Annotated in this window: 16 protein-coding genes; 7 read left to right on the forward strand and 9 right to left on the reverse strand. The window is 71.8% G+C overall.

Annotated elements, in window-relative coordinates; translation table 11 throughout:
* Positions 1-569: 569 nt before the first annotated feature.
* The 4 genes from tsf to ACGFIM_RS24900 all read left to right on the forward strand — a co-directional run bounded on the left by tsf (position 570) and on the right by ACGFIM_RS24900 (position 3,830).
* Positions 570-1,403, forward strand: coding sequence for a translation elongation factor Ts (gene tsf / locus ACGFIM_RS24885; RefSeq protein ID WP_393204039.1), 834 nt, complete (start codon positions 570-572; stop codon positions 1,401-1,403).
* Positions 1,404-1,548: 145 nt separating this feature from the next.
* Positions 1,549-2,247, forward strand: a complete 699-nt coding sequence (pyrH, locus tag ACGFIM_RS24890; RefSeq protein WP_393204041.1) for a UMP kinase — start codon at positions 1,549-1,551, stop codon at positions 2,245-2,247.
* A 43-nt stretch (positions 2,248-2,290) separates the two neighbouring features.
* Entirely contained in the window at positions 2,291-2,848 is a 558-nt protein-coding gene (gene frr / locus ACGFIM_RS24895; protein WP_393204043.1) for a ribosome recycling factor, read from the forward strand.
* Positions 2,849-2,990: 142 nt separating this feature from the next.
* Entirely contained in the window at positions 2,991-3,830 is an 840-nt protein-coding gene (locus ACGFIM_RS24900) for a phosphatidate cytidylyltransferase (RefSeq protein ID WP_393204045.1), read from the forward strand.
* Positions 3,831-3,836: 6 nt separating this feature from the next.
* On the opposite strand, the gene ACGFIM_RS24905 is transcribed toward ACGFIM_RS24900, so the two are convergent.
* Positions 3,837-4,859 carry a suppressor of fused domain protein gene (locus tag ACGFIM_RS24905; RefSeq protein ID WP_393204047.1) on the reverse strand — a complete coding sequence of 341 codons (1,023 nt, stop codon included), beginning with the start codon at positions 4,857-4,859 and terminating at the stop codon, positions 3,837-3,839.
* 119 nt (positions 4,860-4,978) lie between these two features.
* On the opposite strand from ACGFIM_RS24905, the gene rlmN reads away from it, so the two are divergent.
* On the forward strand, positions 4,979-6,079 hold the full coding sequence (gene rlmN, locus ACGFIM_RS24910; protein WP_393204049.1) for a 23S rRNA (adenine(2503)-C(2))-methyltransferase RlmN: 1,101 nt from the start codon (positions 4,979-4,981) through the stop codon (positions 6,077-6,079).
* Positions 6,080-6,249: 170 nt separating this feature from the next.
* On the opposite strand, the gene ACGFIM_RS24915 is transcribed toward rlmN, so the two are convergent.
* Positions 6,250-6,921, reverse strand: a complete 672-nt coding sequence (locus tag ACGFIM_RS24915) for a hypothetical protein (RefSeq protein ID WP_393204051.1) — start codon at positions 6,919-6,921, stop codon at positions 6,250-6,252.
* Positions 6,918-7,637 carry an ATP-binding cassette domain-containing protein gene (locus tag ACGFIM_RS24920; RefSeq protein ID WP_393204053.1) on the reverse strand — a complete coding sequence of 240 codons (720 nt, stop codon included), beginning with the start codon at positions 7,635-7,637 and terminating at the stop codon, positions 6,918-6,920. Before ACGFIM_RS24920 ends, ACGFIM_RS24915 begins: the two co-directional genes overlap by 4 nt.
* A 116-nt stretch (positions 7,638-7,753) precedes the next feature.
* Here ACGFIM_RS24920 and ACGFIM_RS24925 point away from each other — a divergent pair, with 116 nt between their 5' ends.
* Entirely contained in the window at positions 7,754-8,290 is a 537-nt protein-coding gene (locus tag ACGFIM_RS24925; RefSeq protein WP_393204055.1) for a DivIVA domain-containing protein, read from the forward strand.
* Positions 8,291-8,293: 3 nt separating this feature from the next.
* Here ACGFIM_RS24925 and ACGFIM_RS24930 read toward each other — a convergent pair whose 3' ends face one another.
* Positions 8,294-8,947: an HAD family hydrolase gene (locus ACGFIM_RS24930; protein ID WP_393204057.1), complete on the reverse strand. Its 654-nt coding sequence runs from the start codon at positions 8,945-8,947 to the stop codon at positions 8,294-8,296.
* Between the two features lie 19 nt (positions 8,948-8,966).
* On the opposite strand from ACGFIM_RS24930, the gene ACGFIM_RS24935 reads away from it, so the two are divergent.
* The gene (locus ACGFIM_RS24935) at positions 8,967-9,449 is read left to right on the forward strand and encodes a GNAT family N-acetyltransferase (RefSeq protein ID WP_393204059.1); all 483 of its coding nucleotides are present in this window, start codon (positions 8,967-8,969) and stop codon (positions 9,447-9,449) included.
* Between the two features lie 100 nt (positions 9,450-9,549).
* On the opposite strand, the gene ACGFIM_RS24940 is transcribed toward ACGFIM_RS24935, so the two are convergent.
* The 5 genes from ACGFIM_RS24940 to iolC form a co-directional block, all read right to left on the reverse strand.
* A complete protein-coding gene (locus ACGFIM_RS24940; protein ID WP_393204061.1) occupies positions 9,550-10,674 on the reverse strand; it encodes an AI-2E family transporter in 1,125 nt (374 codons plus the stop codon).
* A gap of 62 nt (positions 10,675-10,736) precedes the next feature.
* Positions 10,737-12,584: a 3D-(3,5/4)-trihydroxycyclohexane-1,2-dione acylhydrolase (decyclizing) gene (gene iolD, locus ACGFIM_RS24945; protein WP_393204063.1), complete on the reverse strand. Its 1,848-nt coding sequence runs from the start codon at positions 12,582-12,584 to the stop codon at positions 10,737-10,739.
* Positions 12,581-13,420, reverse strand: a complete 840-nt coding sequence (gene iolB / locus ACGFIM_RS24950) for a 5-deoxy-glucuronate isomerase (RefSeq protein WP_393204065.1) — start codon at positions 13,418-13,420, stop codon at positions 12,581-12,583. Before iolB ends, iolD begins: the two co-directional genes overlap by 4 nt.
* Positions 13,417-14,322, reverse strand: coding sequence for a deoxyribose-phosphate aldolase (locus ACGFIM_RS24955; protein ID WP_393204067.1), 906 nt, complete (start codon positions 14,320-14,322; stop codon positions 13,417-13,419). Before ACGFIM_RS24955 ends, iolB begins: the two co-directional genes overlap by 4 nt.
* The gene (iolC, locus tag ACGFIM_RS24960) at positions 14,319-15,257 is read right to left on the reverse strand and encodes a 5-dehydro-2-deoxygluconokinase (protein WP_393204069.1); all 939 of its coding nucleotides are present in this window, start codon (positions 15,255-15,257) and stop codon (positions 14,319-14,321) included. Before iolC ends, ACGFIM_RS24955 begins: the two co-directional genes overlap by 4 nt.
* Positions 15,258-15,284 lie beyond the last annotated feature (27 nt).

Consider the following 15,284-nt stretch of genomic DNA (forward strand, 5'->3'; position numbering starts at 1 on the left):
CGCACGTCGCGGTCGGGTGAACGACCGGCCGGTGACGGCACGCAGGAGCGGCCCACCCCGCCGGGTGGGCTGTTCCAGGGCCAGGAGGCTCGGGGTTCCGGGCCAAGCGGCTCGGGATCGGCGGGCTCAGGGCCGCGAACCAGGAGCTCAGGGCCGTGGGCCGGGAGCTCGGGGCCACGAACCATGAGCTCGGGGCCGTGGGCCGGGAGCTCGGGGCGTGAACCAGGAGCTCAGGGCCGCGGGCCAGGGGCTCAGGGTCAGGGGCTCAGGGCCAGGGCCTGGGCCGGGCACCGGGGCTTGGGATCGGGGCTGCGGGCTCAGGCGGCGGTGATGGGGTGGTAGGCCGAGGCGAGGCTGGGCAGTATGCCGGGCAAGGCAGCGGCGAACGCCGAACGCCGGCCCGAACCGGTGCACGACCGGGCCGGGACCGGCGGTGACCGGTGAAGGCCGGTGAAAGGCACGACAAGGCTCACGTACGGCAGGCGCCCGGCCGTACGAACCAGGGTGGAGGGCTTCCCGCCCCCGCCCGCACCATGATCGACGACGATATCCCACAAGGAAAAAGAGCAATGGCTTCCGTGAACATGGCCGACGTCAAGCGGCTTCGCGAGATCACCGCTGCCGGCATGATGGACTGCAAGAAGGCGCTCGAGGAGGCCGAGGGCGACTTCGACCGCGCCATCGAGCTGCTTCGCCTCAAGGGCGCCAAGGACGTGGGCAAGCGCGAGGCCCGCACCGCGTCCAACGGCCTGGTGGCGCTCAAGCAGGACGGCGACTCCTCCGCCGCGCTGCTCGAGCTCAACTGCGAGACCGACTTCGTGGCCAAGGGCGAGCGCTTCCAGGAGCTGGCCGCCCAGGTCGTGGCGCACGTGCTGGAGACCAAGCCGGCCGACGTCCCGGCGCTGCTCGAGTCCTCCTTCGGCGGCAAGACCGTCAAGGAGCACCTGGACGAGGCCAACGCCGCGCTGGGTGAGAAGATCGAGGTCCGTCGCTTCGCGGTGTTGGAGGGCGGCTACATCGGCGCCTACATGCACAAGACCGACCCGGCCCTGCCGCCGGCCGTCGGCGTGCTGGTGCAGCTCGACAAGCCGAACGCCGAGGTCGCCAAGGACATCGCGCAGCACGCCGCCGCCATGGCGCCGCAGTACCTCAAGCCGGAGTCCGTCCCCGCCGAGATCGTCGAGAAGGAGCGCAAGCTCTTCGAGGAGATGACCCGCGAGGAGGGCAAGCCGGAGGCCGCGATCGGCAAGATCGTCGAGGGCCGCGTGAACGGCTGGTACCGCGACTTCACCCTGCTCCAGCAGCCCTTTGTCAAGGACAACAAGAAGAGCGTGGGCAAGTACGCCGAGGAGAACGGCGTCGAGGTCCTCAGCTTTGTCCGCTTCAAGGTCGGTCAGGCTTAGGCTTAACCAAGCTGCGAGCTCAACGATCCACCGAATGAAGGAGGCCGCCGCCGTGCAGGACCACCGGGAGTCAGCCCACGAATCCACACGGACGGCGGCTTCCTCATCTCAAAACCCGCAAAGCCCGCTCCGGTGGAAGCGGGTGATGTTGAAACTGTCAGGAGAGGCGTTCGCCGGCAACGAGCCGCTCGGCATCGACCCGCGCGTGGTCGATCACCTGGCCGACTCGATCGCCGAGGCCGTCCGCGAGGGCGTGCAGGTGGCGGTCGTGGTAGGCGGCGGCAACATGTTCCGTGGCGCCACCTTGTCGCAGGGCGGCATCGACCGCGCCAGGGCCGACTACATGGGCATGCTCGGCACCGTCATCAACTGCCTGGCCCTGCAGGACTTCCTGGAACGGCGGGGTGTGGAGACGCGCGTGCAGACCGCCATCACCATGCAGCAGGTGGCCGAGCCGTTCCTGCCGCGCCGCGCGATCAGGCACCTCGAGAAGGGGCGCGTGGTCATCTTCGGCGCCGGGCTGGGTTCGCCGTTCTTCTCGACCGACACCGCGGCCTCCCAGCGGGCCCTGGAGATCGGTGCCGAGGCGCTGCTCAAGGGCACGCAGGTCGACGGGATCTACGACTCCGATCCGCGCAAGAACCCCGACGCGGTGCGGTTCGACCACCTCGACTACGGCGAGGTGCTGCTGCGCGACCTCGCGGTCATGGACGCCACCGCGATCAGCCTGTGCAAGGACAACGATCTGCCGATCGTCGTCTTCGACCTCATGGGCGAGGGCAACATCCTGCGAGCGGTACGCGGTGAGAAAATCGGCACGCTGGTGAGTCCCGCAGGCAAATGACGGAGCGAGCCCGATACCGCCAGCTAGAAGACAGGGAGCCGCTGTGATCGACGAAACCCTCCTCGAAGCCGAGGAAAAGATGGACAAGGCCGTTTCGGTGGCGAAGGAGGACTTCGCGAGCATCCGTACGGGCCGTGTCACCCCCTCGATGTTCAACAAGATCACTGCCGAGTACTACGGCACGCCGACGCCGATCCAGCAGTTGGCGTCCTTCCACGTGCCCGAGGCGCGCATGGTCCTCATCCAGCCCTATGACAAGAGCTCGATGGGCGCGATCGAGAAGGCCATCCGCGACTCCGACCTCGGCGTCAACCCCACCGACGACGGCCAGGTGATCCGCGTGACGTTCCCCGAGCTGTCGGAGGAGCGCCGCAAGGAGTACATCAAGGTCGCCAGGAACAAGGGCGAGCAGGCCAAGGTGTCGGTGCGCAACATCCGCCGCTCCGCCAAGGAAGCCCTTGACAAGATGGTCAAGGACGGCGAGGCGGGCGAGGACGAGGTCCGGCGGGCCGAGAAGGAGCTCGACGAGCTCACTCAGAAGCACGTCGCCAAGATCGACGAGCTGCTCAAGCACAAGGAAGCCGAGCTGCTCGAGGTCTGAGCGGCGCGCCGCACGGCGGGCCGCGTCAGGCGGGCCGTCTCGACAGGGAGGCGGGTCCCCGTAACGCGGGGGCGCTGTCTCCAGCGGGTCTGCACTGCGGCCCTCGCCGCGATGGCGGGGGCCGTGGCTTATGGAGAAGTCTGTGGAGAAAAGTACGGCTGGCACCAGCTCGAGCGGCGGCAGCCGTACCGGAAGGAACCTGCCTGCCGCGATCGCGGTCGGGCTGGTGCTGGGCGCGCTGGTCCTGGGGACCATCTACACGGTCAAGGAGCTGTTCCTCCTCGTGGCCGTGGTGTGCGTGGGCGTCGGCGTGGTCGAGCTGGCCAGGGCGTTCGCCACCCGTGACATCGTGGTGCCCGTTCCCCCGGTGCTGCTGGGACTGGTGGCCATTCAGGCCGGCGCCTATTGGGGCGGGCCGGTCTGGATGCTGGCGGCGTTCGCGGTGTTCGCGTTCGTGCTGCTGATATGGCGGATGTTCAGCGCGGGTACGGATGGTTTCGTCCGCGACGCGTCGGCGTCGGTGTTCACGCTGTTCTATCCGGCGATGCTGAGCGGGTTCGTGGCGCTGCTGCTGAAGCCCGAGGACGGCAGCCACCGGGTGCTGATCTTCATCGCGGTGACGGTGGCCAGCGACATCGGCGGTTACATCGCCGGGGTGCTGTTCGGCAGGCATCAGCTCACGGCGATCAGCCCGAAGAAGACCTGGGAGGGCCTGGCGGGCTCGCTGATCGCCTGTACGGCGGTCGGCGCCTGGCTGGTGACCTGGCTGCTGGGCGGGGAGCTGTGGCAGGGCGCGCTGATGGGCGCGCTGGGCGCGCTGCTCGCGACGGTGGGCGACCTCATCGAGTCGATGATCAAGCGGGATCTCGGCATCAAGGATCTGGGCACGATCCTGCCGGGGCACGGCGGGCTGATGGACCGCCTGGACTCGCTGGTGACGACGCTGGTGCCGGTCTGGCTGCTGATGACGCTCTTCTTCTAGCGGTGCTCACGACTGGTGGGCCTGCATGGCCTGCGTGGTGATGGGGGACAGCCAGAGCCAGCGCACCGCCTCACCCCCGAACGCAAAGCCCGACATGTCGGGCATGTGGGGTGGGTTGGCCTGCATGAGCACCCCCGAATACTGCGGCCCCAGCGGGAACGTCGCCGGCTCGTGATACCACTTCGCCGTGTGGCCGTGACCCAGCCAGGTCACCGAGTGCCACGGATACTGCGACAGCCAGACCAGCAGCAGCGCCGCGTCGCGCGGGTCCTCGCGGGTGGCCACGGCCAGCTCGACCCTGGCGTACGCGCCGGGCCGGTCGATCCACTGCTCGACCGTCGGCATGCGCTGGCAGCTCATCCCCACCGTCGACAGCACCGTGAACCGCCGCTCGCCGTGCGGGGGACGCTCGGTGATGCCCACGGTCGGCAGCCGGTCGCCGCTCGCGTCCCAGTAGCGCCCCGCGGGGCCGAGCACGCGGTCGAGGTGACCCATCACGAACTGCTGGAACGACGGCCACGACCCTTCGCTGTGCCGCCAGCGCCAGTAGGATCTGGCGTTCGCGATACGGGGCCGCAGCCCTTCGAGCGCCTCCGACAGCGCCCAGGCGAACGGCGACTCGCCCACCGCGTCCCGCGCGTACCCCGGCATCCCGCGGCTCATGTCGGCCCAGCCCGGGATGACCGCGAGCAGCTCGTCGTCCTCGTAGAGCGCCACGCCGTCGCCCTCTTCGAACCACAGCGGGCTCAACTGGCCGAGTGGGCGGCGGCCCTCGGGGTGGAGCGTGTTGGCCCTCGGCATGAGCGGCGGCAGGCCGGCGTTGATGCGGGCCAGATCGACGACCTGCGGCGCGGGGCGGTGGTTGGCCAGCCAGACAGCGCCGTGCACGGTGCCGTCGGGTGAGCACAGGTAAGCCACCGAGGCGTCCTCATCCCGCTCGACGACGAGCGTCCGGCTGCCGTACGGGTTGCCGGCGGCGAGCACGACCTCGGCCCCACCCTCGCCAGATGCCGACCGAGAAATCGCCATACGTCTCGACTGTAGATCGGCCGGAGACCAGGACGCGAGCCCGACAGTGACCAGGAATTCCACCTCCGATCCGAACGTTCACTACCCTGGTGCCAAACCCCTCAAGCAAAGGCAGCACAGTGTCCCAGCCTCCTGGTCAGCTCACCTTCGTCGCCCCGCGCCGGGCCAAGCCCGCCCGGCATCTGGCCGACCTGTCGATGGCCGAGCGGCGGGCGGCGGTCACCGAGCTGGGTGAGAAGGCGTTCCGCGCCGACCAGCTCTCCCGCCACTACTTCGAGCGCCTCACCACCGACGTGCAGGCGATGACCGACCTTCCCGCGGCGTCCAGGGACAAGCTGGCCACGCTGCTGCCCGACCTGCTGACCCCGGTCAGAGAGCTGACCACCGACGGCGGCACGACGCGCAAGACGCTGTGGCGGCTCTTCGACGGCGCCCTGGTGGAGTCGGTCCTCATGCGCTACCCCGACCGGGTCACCATGTGCGTGTCATCGCAGGCCGGGTGCGGCATGAACTGCCCGTTCTGCGCCACCGGCCAGGCCGGCCTGACGAGGAACATGTCCACCGCCGAGATCGTCGAGCAGGTCGTGGCGGGCGCGCGGGCGCTGGCCAGGGGCGAGGTGCCCGGCGGGCCCGGCCGCGTCAGCAACGTCGTGTTCATGGGCATGGGCGAGCCGCTGGCCAACTACAAGCAGGTCATCGGCGCGGTGCGGCGGCTGGTCGAGCCCGCGCCCCACGGCCTCGGCATCTCCGCGCGCAGCGTCACGGTCTCCACGGTCGGGCTGGTGCCGGCCATCGGCAAGCTCGCCGACGAGGGGCTGCCGGTCACGCTCGCACTGTCGCTGCACGCGCCCGACGACGAGCTGCGCGACACGCTGGTGCCGATCAACACGCGGTGGAAGGTGGCCGAGGTGCTCGACGCCGCGTGGGCGTACGCGGCGCGCACCAAGCGGCGCGTCTCCATCGAGTACGCGCTGATCAAGGACGTCAACGACCAGGAGTGGCGGGCCGACCTGCTCGGCAAGCTGATCAAGAACAAGCTGGTGCACGTCAACCTGATCCCGCTCAACCCGACCCCCGGCTCGAAGTGGACGGCCTCCCGGCCGGAGGACGAGCGGGCGTTCGTGCGGCGGCTGCAGTTCCACGGCGTGCCGGTGACCGTGCGCGACACGCGCGGCCGCGAGATCGACGGCGCCTGCGGCCAGCTCGCCGCCGCCGAATGAGCCCGCGCCCCATGAGCCTGTGCCGAATGAGCTTGTGCCGAATGAGCCTGTGCCGAATGAGCCTGTGCCCAATGAGTCCGTGCCGAATGAGTCTGTGCCCGATGAGTCTGCGCCCAATGAGTCTGTGCCCAATGAGCCAGTGCGACAGCGGGTGCGGCGGCTGAGGCGGCTCAGGCGCGGCGGTGGCGGAGCCGGGCGTAGGCGGCCAGGCCGACCGCGCACCACACCAGCGAGATGGCGCCCAGCTCCGGCAGCCGCACGGCCAGCTCGCCCGAGCTCGCCGCCCGCATCCAGCTGATCAGCGGCACGGTGAGCCACTCCGGCGCCATGGCGCTGAGCAGCAGCATGGCCAGGTAGCCGAGCACCAAGGTCATGATCGAGACGGCCGGTGACGGCAGCACCGCCCTGCTGGTGAGCGCGCCGAGCGCGGTACCGGTCAGCGCGGACACCGCGTACAGGAGCGCCGCCGCGCCCAGCACCCCGCCCGAGGGCCACCGGGTGATGCCCAGCAGCAGCGCCCACCCCATCCCGAGCGCCGCGAAGGCGGCGCAGACCGCGAACGCCGCGAGCAGCCCCGCGGCCACCTCCTTGCCGCGCCCGCCCACCAGGACGGCCGACATCTCCCGCTGCCGGTCCGGCTCGGTGTCGAGGAGGCTGCGCGCCGCCCAGGCGAGCACGGGCACGAGCAGCACGGCGCCGTCGGCCAGTACGGAGCCCTCCTCGCCGGCCGGAGCCCGGCTGCCGTGCAGGATCGCAAGCAGCGCGAAGGCGAGCAGCAGCGCCTGGTAGACGCGGTGGGAGCGGACGTACGCGGCCACGCGGTAGCCGGCCAGCGCGATCATGGGTTCTCCTCCAGCCGCCGGGCCTCGTAACCCTCTTCACGCATCCTGGCCAGGAAGCCCGGCACCTCGCCGGCGGGCAGCGTGACGGCCACGGTGGCGCGCTCGGGAGCGGGGGAGGCGGCCGTGCCCTCCTTGAGCCGCCTGTCCACCATGGCCCACTGCCGCAGCCCCGGCAGGTCGCGCAGCCCGCCCTGGTGATCGGAGGCCACGACGATGCCGCCCCGCCCCGCCACCTCGGCGGCGATCCCGGGCAGCGCGGCGCGGGTGTCGGCGTCCAGCCCGGCGAACGGCTCGTCCATGATCAGCAGCCCCGGCTCGGCCATCAGCGCCTGCGCCAGGCCCACCTTGTGTGCGCTGCCCTTGGACAGGTCGGCGAGCGGGGTACCGAGGAGGTGGCCCATGCCGAGCCGCTCGGCCCAGGGCTCCCAGCGGGCGCCGCCGCGTACGCGGGACATGTGCCGCAGATAACCGGCGACGGTGAACGGCTGGCCGGTGGGGAAGTGGTCGGGCGCGAAGCCGACGACGGCGGGACGGTCGGTGATCGTGCCCGAGCTGGGCCGGGCGAGCCCGGCGAGCAGGCGGAGCAGGGTGGACTTGCCCGCTCCGTTCGCGCCGGTCAGCTCGATGACGTCGCCGGGCGACAGGCTCGCGTCGGCGTCCTCGATGACGAGCGGATGACGTCTCCGGTAGCGGTAGGCGACTCTGGACAAGCGCATGATCCCGTAACGATATCCGCCGGGTCGCAGGGCCGGGATAAAACGTCCGACAATGGAAGCACCCCTGGCACCCCCCATCTCAGGAGGAATGAGGCTTGAACCGCTTTCCACGCGTCATGGGTTTGCGTTCAGGCTATGACCCCGTCGAGGTCGACGCCCTGATCGGGCGGATCGAGTCGACCCTGGGGCGGGGCTCCCACCTCCTGGAGCCCGTCACCGCCGACGAGGTGCGCGGCGCGACGTTCCGCGCCGTACGTGGCGGCTACCAGGAGACGGCCGTGGACTTCGCGCTCGAGGCGTTCGTCGTGGCGCTGGAGGCGCAGGCCAAGCGGCCCGTACGGCTCGCCATGGCGGAGCCGACCGGCGAGATGCTGCGCGAGGAGTGGTTCGAGACGCAGGCCGCCCGGGTCGAGCGCGTCGGGTTCCGCACCGGCCGCATGGGCACCGGCTACAACGAGGACGAGGTCGACGCCTTTCTCGACCGCATCGTGGCCACGCTGCGCGGCACCACGGCCTACCCGGTGACGGGCGATGACGTGCGCACCGCGAAGTTCTCGACCGTGCTGCTGCGGCCCGGCTACCTGATCGCCGACGTCGACTCGTTCCTCGCGGGCATCGCCGACGTCCTCGACCAGCGGCTGAGCCGCTCCTGACGGTCACGCGAGCACGGCCTCGACGGCGGCGCGCAGGCCGCGCAGGCCGGGCTGGGCGTGCTGGATCACCGACGGGTCGTCCGGCTCCTCCCCGAGCCGGTTGATCCACACGCGCGGCAGGCCCAGCCGGTGCGCGGGCACCTGGTCGTGGACGTAGCTCTGGGCCACGTGCACCCACACCTCCGGCTCGTACGCGCTCCTGAACACCTCGAAGTGCGCGAGGTCCGGCTTGTAGGCCCCCGCCTCCTCCGCCGTCACCACCGCCTCGAACGGCACCGGCAGCCGCCGCAGCGCCCCGGCCACCAGGTCGCGGTCGCAGTTGGTGAGCAGCGCGAGCCGCCAGCCCGCCGCGCGCAGCTCCGACAGGCCCGCCTCGACGTCGGGGAACGGCGGCCAGTACGGCAGCGTCTCGCCGAGTATCGAGGCGTCGTCGGGGGCGAGCTCCACCTTCTCCTCGGCGCACGCCCTGCGCAGCGTCTCGGCCAGCACGTCCCGGTAGCGCAGCACCGGCCTGGCCGCCTGCACGCCCGGCTCGTGCCGTCCGTACGCCGCGAGCAGCCGCTCGCCCTGCCCGGGGGCGATCAGCTCGGCCGAGGTGCGGATGCCGTGCCGCCAGTCGATCAAAGTGCCGTAACAGTCGAAAGTCACCCAGCGCATACGTCACATAATGAACGCCATGGCGATGTTCGTACGGCCCATCGGCCCCGAGGACGGACGTGTCGTGGCCCGCGTGCTCACCGGAAGCTGGGCGGGCACCACGACGATCGCGCTGGGACGAGGCGAGCTGATCGACGCCGCCACCCTGCCCGGCTTCGTGGCCGAGCTGGACGGCGAGGTGGCGGGCGTGGTGACGTACGCCGACCGCGGCGACGCGCTGGAGATCATCACGATCGACGCCGTCGTGCCCGGCAAGGGGGTCGGGCGGGCGCTGCTCGACGCGGTGCGTGCGGCGGCGGCCGAGCGGGGGCTGGCCAGGATCACGCTGATCACCACCAACGACAACACCCACGCGCTGCGCTTCTACCAGCGCTACGGCTTCGACCTCGTCGCGCTGCACCGCGACGCCGTGGAACGGGCGCGCGAGCTGAAGCCGAGCATCCCGAGGAAGTCGGACGGCATCCTGATCCGCCACGAGCTGCAGCTCGAGCTCCGCCTCTGAACGCGGGCCGCCACGAGCGAGCGGCGGCCGGGCCGTCAACGAGGCCGGGCGACCATCGAGAAGCGGGCGGCCGGCGAGAAGACAGGAGGGTGGGCGGGCGTCAGGTGGCCGGTCGCAGGCCGGACGGGCCGGGTTTCGGCTCGCTCGATCCCGGCTGAGGGCCTGTCCGTCCGGATTTCGGTCCGCCCGGCTCCGGCCCCGGCGGCCCGGCGCCCGGCCCTGTGTCGGGACCGGGAGGCTCCTCGGCGGCTCTGGCGCGGTGCAGCAGGGCGACGACGACGGAGGTCACCGGCGCCGCGAGGAACGCCCCCGCGATCCCGGCCACCAGGCTGCCCACCGCGATCGCCACCAGGATCACCGCGCCCGGCAGGTCGAGCGCCTTGCCGTAGATCTGCGGCGCCAGCACGTGCCCTTCGAGCTGCTGCACCGCCACGGTCACCGCGACCACGATCAGCGCGACCAGCCACCCCTTGGCGACCAGCGCGACGACGGCGGCGAGCAGCCCGGCGAAGAACGCGCCCACCACCGGCAGGAACGCCCCGACGAACGTCAGCACCGCGAGCGGCAGCGCCAGCGGCACGCCGAGGATCCACAGCGCGAGGCCGATGAAGAACCCGTCCACGAGCCCGACGATCGCGACGCCGCGGATGTAGCGGCCGATGACGGTGAAGATGAGCGCTCCGGTGTCGGCCAGCCGGGGCCGCGCCGGCGCGGAGGCGAGGCAGATCAGCCAGTGGAAGAGCCGGTCGCCCGAGTGCACGAAATAGACCGACAGGATGACGGCGAGCACCGCGCCGACCACGATCTCGCCCGCCGTCCGCACTCCGGCCAGAGCCCCGGTGGTGATCTGCCGGTCGCGCGCCGACAGGTAGTCGCGGGCCTGCGCGAGGAGCTCCCGGTCGTCGAACCCGAGCCGGACGACCAGCCGGTGCAGGTCGTCGAGCACCTTGCCGACACTCGCGCCCAGCTCCGACAGGCTGCCGACGGTGGGCGGCACCAGCAGAGCGAACAGCCCGCCCGCGATGAGCAGCCCGCCGGCGAAGACCACCGCGGTCGCGAGCGCGCGCCCGGCGCCGCGGGAGGTCAGCCAGCGGGCCGGGGGCAGCAGCAGCGCCGTCAGGAAGACGCCGACGATGATGGACAGCGCCACCGTCCGCAGGTGATGCAGGCAGAACAGCGCGACCGCGACGACCGCGATCCACCCCAGCAGCCGCCACGGCCCCATCGCCTTGCCCCCCAATCGTGCCTGGTCAGAGGAGTTCCCCAGGCCGATGGGGGGCAATCATGCTAGGCGGGCGGCGTCAGGTGGGCGTGCTGGGCGCGCTTGTTCGCCTCGTACTCCTCCTTGGCCGACCGGGTGGCGTCGGTCGTGGCCACCTGGGCCACCGGCACGTCCCACCACGCCTCGGACGAGGGCACGTCGTCGGCGAGCCGGTCGGTGGGCACGTAGATGACCGTGGTCTCGCTCGCCGACCTGGCCGCCTCCAGGGCCTTGCGCAGGTCGGCGACCGACTCGGGGCGCACCACGGTCGCGCCGAGGCTGGCGGCGTTGGCGGCGAGGTCGACCGGCAGCGGGCCGCCGTCGCTCGCCTGGTAGGCGGTGCCGAGGCGTTCTGCGCCGACGCTCTCCGACAGCCGCCCGATGGAGGCGAAGCCGGAGTTGTCGACGAGCACCACGATCAGCTTGACGCCGTCGGCGACGGCGGTGACGAGCTCCTGGGCCATCATCAGGTACGAGCCGTCGCCCACCAGCACGAACACCTCGCGCTCCGGGGCGGCCCGCTTGATGCCGAGCCCGCCGGCGATCTCGTAGCCCATGCAGGAGTAGCCGTACTCGACGTGGTAGCTGCCGGGCCCGCTGGGCCGCCAGAGCTTGTGCAGGTCGCCGGGCATCGATCCGGCCGCGCACACCACCACGCCGTCTTGGCCGGCCGCCGCGTTGACCGCGCCGATCACGGCGGCCTGCGAGATGGGGGTGCTCTCCACCGCGTACGCGGCGTCCACCTTCGCGTCCCAGGCCCGGATCAGCTCGGCGGCCCGCGCCCGGTAGGCGTCGGGGGTGCTCCAGCCCGCGCACGCCGCGTCCAGGTCGGTGAGCCCTTCGCGGGCGTCGGCGACGAGCTGCAGGCCGGAGAGCTTGGCCGCGTCGAAGCCGGTGACGTTGATGTTCACGAAGCGGGCATCCGGCGCGAAGATCGTCCGGGAGGCGGTGGTGAAGTCGCTGTAGCGGGTGCCGATGCCGATGACCACGTCGGCCTCGCGGGCGAAGGCGTTGGCGGCGGTGGTGCCGGTCGCGCCGACCGCGCCGAGGGCGAGCGGGTGCCCGTGCGGCAGTGCGCCCTTGCCCGCCTGCGTCTCGGCCACCGGCACGCCGTGCGCCTCGGCGAAGGCCCGCAGCGCCTCGGTGGCCTCGCTGTAGATGACGCCGCCGCCGGCCACGATGAGCGGGCGCTCGGCGTTCTTGATCAGCTCGGCGGCGCGGGCCAGCGCCGCGCGCTCGGGCCGGGGCCGCGCGATGTGCCAGACCCGGCGGGCGAACAGCTCGTCCGGCCAGTCGTACGCCTCGGCCTGCACGTCCTGTGGCAGCGCCAGCGTCACCGCGCCGGTCTCGGCCGGGTCGGTGAGCACCCGCATGGCCGCGAGCAGCGCGGAGGGAAGCTGCTCGGGGCGGTTGATGCGGTCCCAGTAGCGGGAGACCGGCTTGAAGCAGTCGTTGACCGAGACGTCGTAGGAGCGCTGGTCCTCGAGCTCCTGCAGCACCGGGCTGGCGACGCGGGTGGAGAAGATGTCGCCGGGCAGCAGCAGGACGGGCAGCCGGTTGATGGTGGCGCCCGCCGCGCCGGTGATCATGTTGGTGGCGCCGGGGCCGATCGAGGTGGTGCACGCCAGCGTGGCCAGGCGGTTGCTCGCGCGGGCGTAGGCGGCGGCCGTGTGCACCATCGCCTGCTCGTTGCGGCTCAGGTAGTACGGCAGGTCGGCGCCGGAGGTGGCGAGCGCCTGGCCCATGCCGGCCACGTTGCCGTGGCCGAAGATGCCGGTGCAGCCGCCGAAGAAGCGGCGCTCGACGCCGTCGCGCTCGCTCCACTGCTCGGCCAGGAAGCGGACGACGGCCTGCGCGACGGTCAACCGGGTCATGACGTCCTCCCGAACGGCACTCTGGGGTCGATGGGCTGGCCGTCCCACGAGGAGCGGATCCAGGCGTGGCGGGGGTCGTCGCAGAAGGCCATCGACCGCTGCTCCGCCGGGCCGGCCAGGACGTTGAGGTAGTACAGGTCGTAGCCGGGCGCGGCCATGGAGGGGCCGTGGTAGCCGTACGGGATGAGCACGACGTCACCCGACGACACCTCGGCCAGCGTGTCGATGTGGCCCCGCTCGGAGGTGTAGACGCGCTGGTAGCCGACGCCCTCTCCGGCGACCTCGAAGTAGTAGATCTCCTCCAGCACGGCCTCGCCGGGGTTGGGGGTGTCGTGCTTGTGCGGCGGGTACGACGACCAGTTGCCGCCCGGCGTGAGCACTTCGACGGCCATGAGCTTGTCGCAGTCGAAGGCGTCGGGCGCGCAGAAGTTGTTGACCTGGCGGGTGGCCTGCCCCGCGCCCCTGATCTCGACGGGCACCTCGGACGCGGGCACGTAGCGGGGCTCGAGCCTGCGCGTGGCGCGCGCCGACGGCAGCGCGATGCGGCCGGTGCCGGTCAGCGTGACCTCGGTGCCGATCGGCACGTACGCGAAGTCGGACGGCCCGTCGAACACCGATGCCCGCCCGTTCAGCTCGAACGTCCGGCCGGGGATCGCGACCGTGCACGAGCCGGCCAGCGGCAGGACGAGGATCTCCTCCTCGCCGGTGTCGAAGGTGACCGGGCTCTCGCCCAGGTCCGTCACCCGCAGCCCCGAGTACGTCCACCCGGCCACGGACGGGGTGATCTCCACCGTCCAGGGGTCGCGGGCGGCTTTGCCGTAGGGAAGGTAGGTCATGCGCGAACCTCTCGCACCAGGGCCGCGGCACCGTCGACCGCGGCCGCGACGTCGTCGTCCGGGGGATAGAGCAGGGCGCGCCCGACGACCAGGCCGCGCACCCCGGGCAGGCTGAGCGCGCGGTGCCAGTCGGCGTAGGCGGCGTCGATGTCGGGCGGGTCGCCGCCGAGCAGCAGCGCGGGCAGCGTGGTCGCGGCCATCACGCGCTCCATCTCGGCCACGGCGGGGATCTTCAGCCAGGTGTAGGCGGAGGTCACGCCGAGCGCCTGGGCGACGCTGATGGCCCTGATCACCGCGTCGGGCGACAGGTCGTTGCGTACGGCGCCCGACTCCGACCTGCGCGACCAGAACGGCTCCACCATCGCCACCAGGCGGCGCCTGGCCAGGTCGCTGACCGCCCGCGCGCACGACTCCAGCGTGGAGACGGTGGCGGGGTCGGACGGGTCGATGCGGCAGAGCATCTTGCCGCCGTCGAGCCGCATGGTGTCGATGGCGTCGGCGTCGAAGCCGGTGAAGCGGTCGTCCATCTCGAAGACCGAGCCCTGCAGGCCGCCCCTGTTCATGGAGCCGAAGGCGAGCTTGCCTTCGAGCGCGCCGAGCAGCAGCAGGTCTTCGAGCACGTCGGGGGAGGCGAGGATGCCGTCGACGCCCGGCCTGGACAGCGCCACGCGCAGCCGGTCGAGCAGGTCGACCCGGCTGGCCATGGCGAGCGGCCGGTCGCGCACGCCGAGAGCGCCGCGCGCCGGGTGGTCGGCGGCGATGATGAGCAGCCGCTCGCCCTCGGCGGGCAGGCCGCGCCGCTCGCGCCGGGCCGCGGCCTCGGCGATCTCCTGTGGCCTGGTGGCGCGGATGTGCGTGAGCCGCCCGTAGTCGGCCTTGGGCGGCAGCGTGATGTCGCTCACGAGCGGGCCCCGTTCAGCAGGTCGTCCACCTCGGACGTGGTCGGCATGGCGTCGGCGCAGGCCAGGCGGGCGGCCACGAAGGCGCCGGCGGCGTTGGCGAAGCGCAGGGTGCGCTCCAGCGGCCAGCCGCGCAGCAGGCCCAGGCAGACGGCCCCGCCGAAGGCGTCTCCCGCGCCGATGCCGTTGACGACTTCGACCTTCATGGGCTCGACCAGCGCGCTCTCCTCGGCGGTGCGGGCGAAGACGCCCTCGGGGCCCATCTTCACGATCGCGACGCGTACGCCGGCGTCGAGCAGCGCCTGGGCGGCGGCTTCGGGCTCGCGCACGCCGACCGCCACCTCCACCTCCTCGAGGTTGCCCACCGCCACGTCGGCGTGCGGCAGCGCCTTGCGCGCGGCCTCGTGTGCGGCCTCGCGCGACTCCCACAGGGTGGCGCGGTAGTCGAGGTCGAACACCGTCCAGCCGGAGGTGCGCACCGACAGCGCGGCCTCGTGGGCGGAGGCGCTCGGCTCCTTGCTGAGCCCGGTCAGCGAGAACCAGAACAGCGGAGTGCGGGCGATCGCGTCGAGGTCGAGCATGGACGGCTCGATGCGCAGGTCCGGCGGATGCTCGCCGCGGTAGAAGTAGATCGGGAAGTGGTCGGGCGGGAAGATCTCGCAGAACGTCACGGGGGTGGGAGCGCCCTCGATGGTGCTGACGAAGGCGTCGTCCACGCCGAAGCCGCGGATCGCCCGGCGTACGTAGTCGCCGAACGGGTCGGCGCCCACCCCGGTGATCACGGCGGGGCGCAGACCGTGCCGAGCGGCGGCGACGGCGACGTTGGTGGGGCTGCCGCCGAGGAACTTGCCGAAGCTCTCGACGTCGGCCAGGCCGACCCCGGTCTGCAGCGGGTAGACGTCGACGCCGCAGCGGCCGATCGTGATCAGGTCGTACAACAGCACCTCCAGGGACGGAGCTTACCC

The organism is Nonomuraea sp. NPDC049309 (genome assembly GCF_043196965.1).
In the GTDB taxonomy this organism is placed as follows: Bacteria; Actinomycetota; Actinomycetes; order Streptosporangiales; family Streptosporangiaceae; genus Nonomuraea; species Nonomuraea fastidiosa.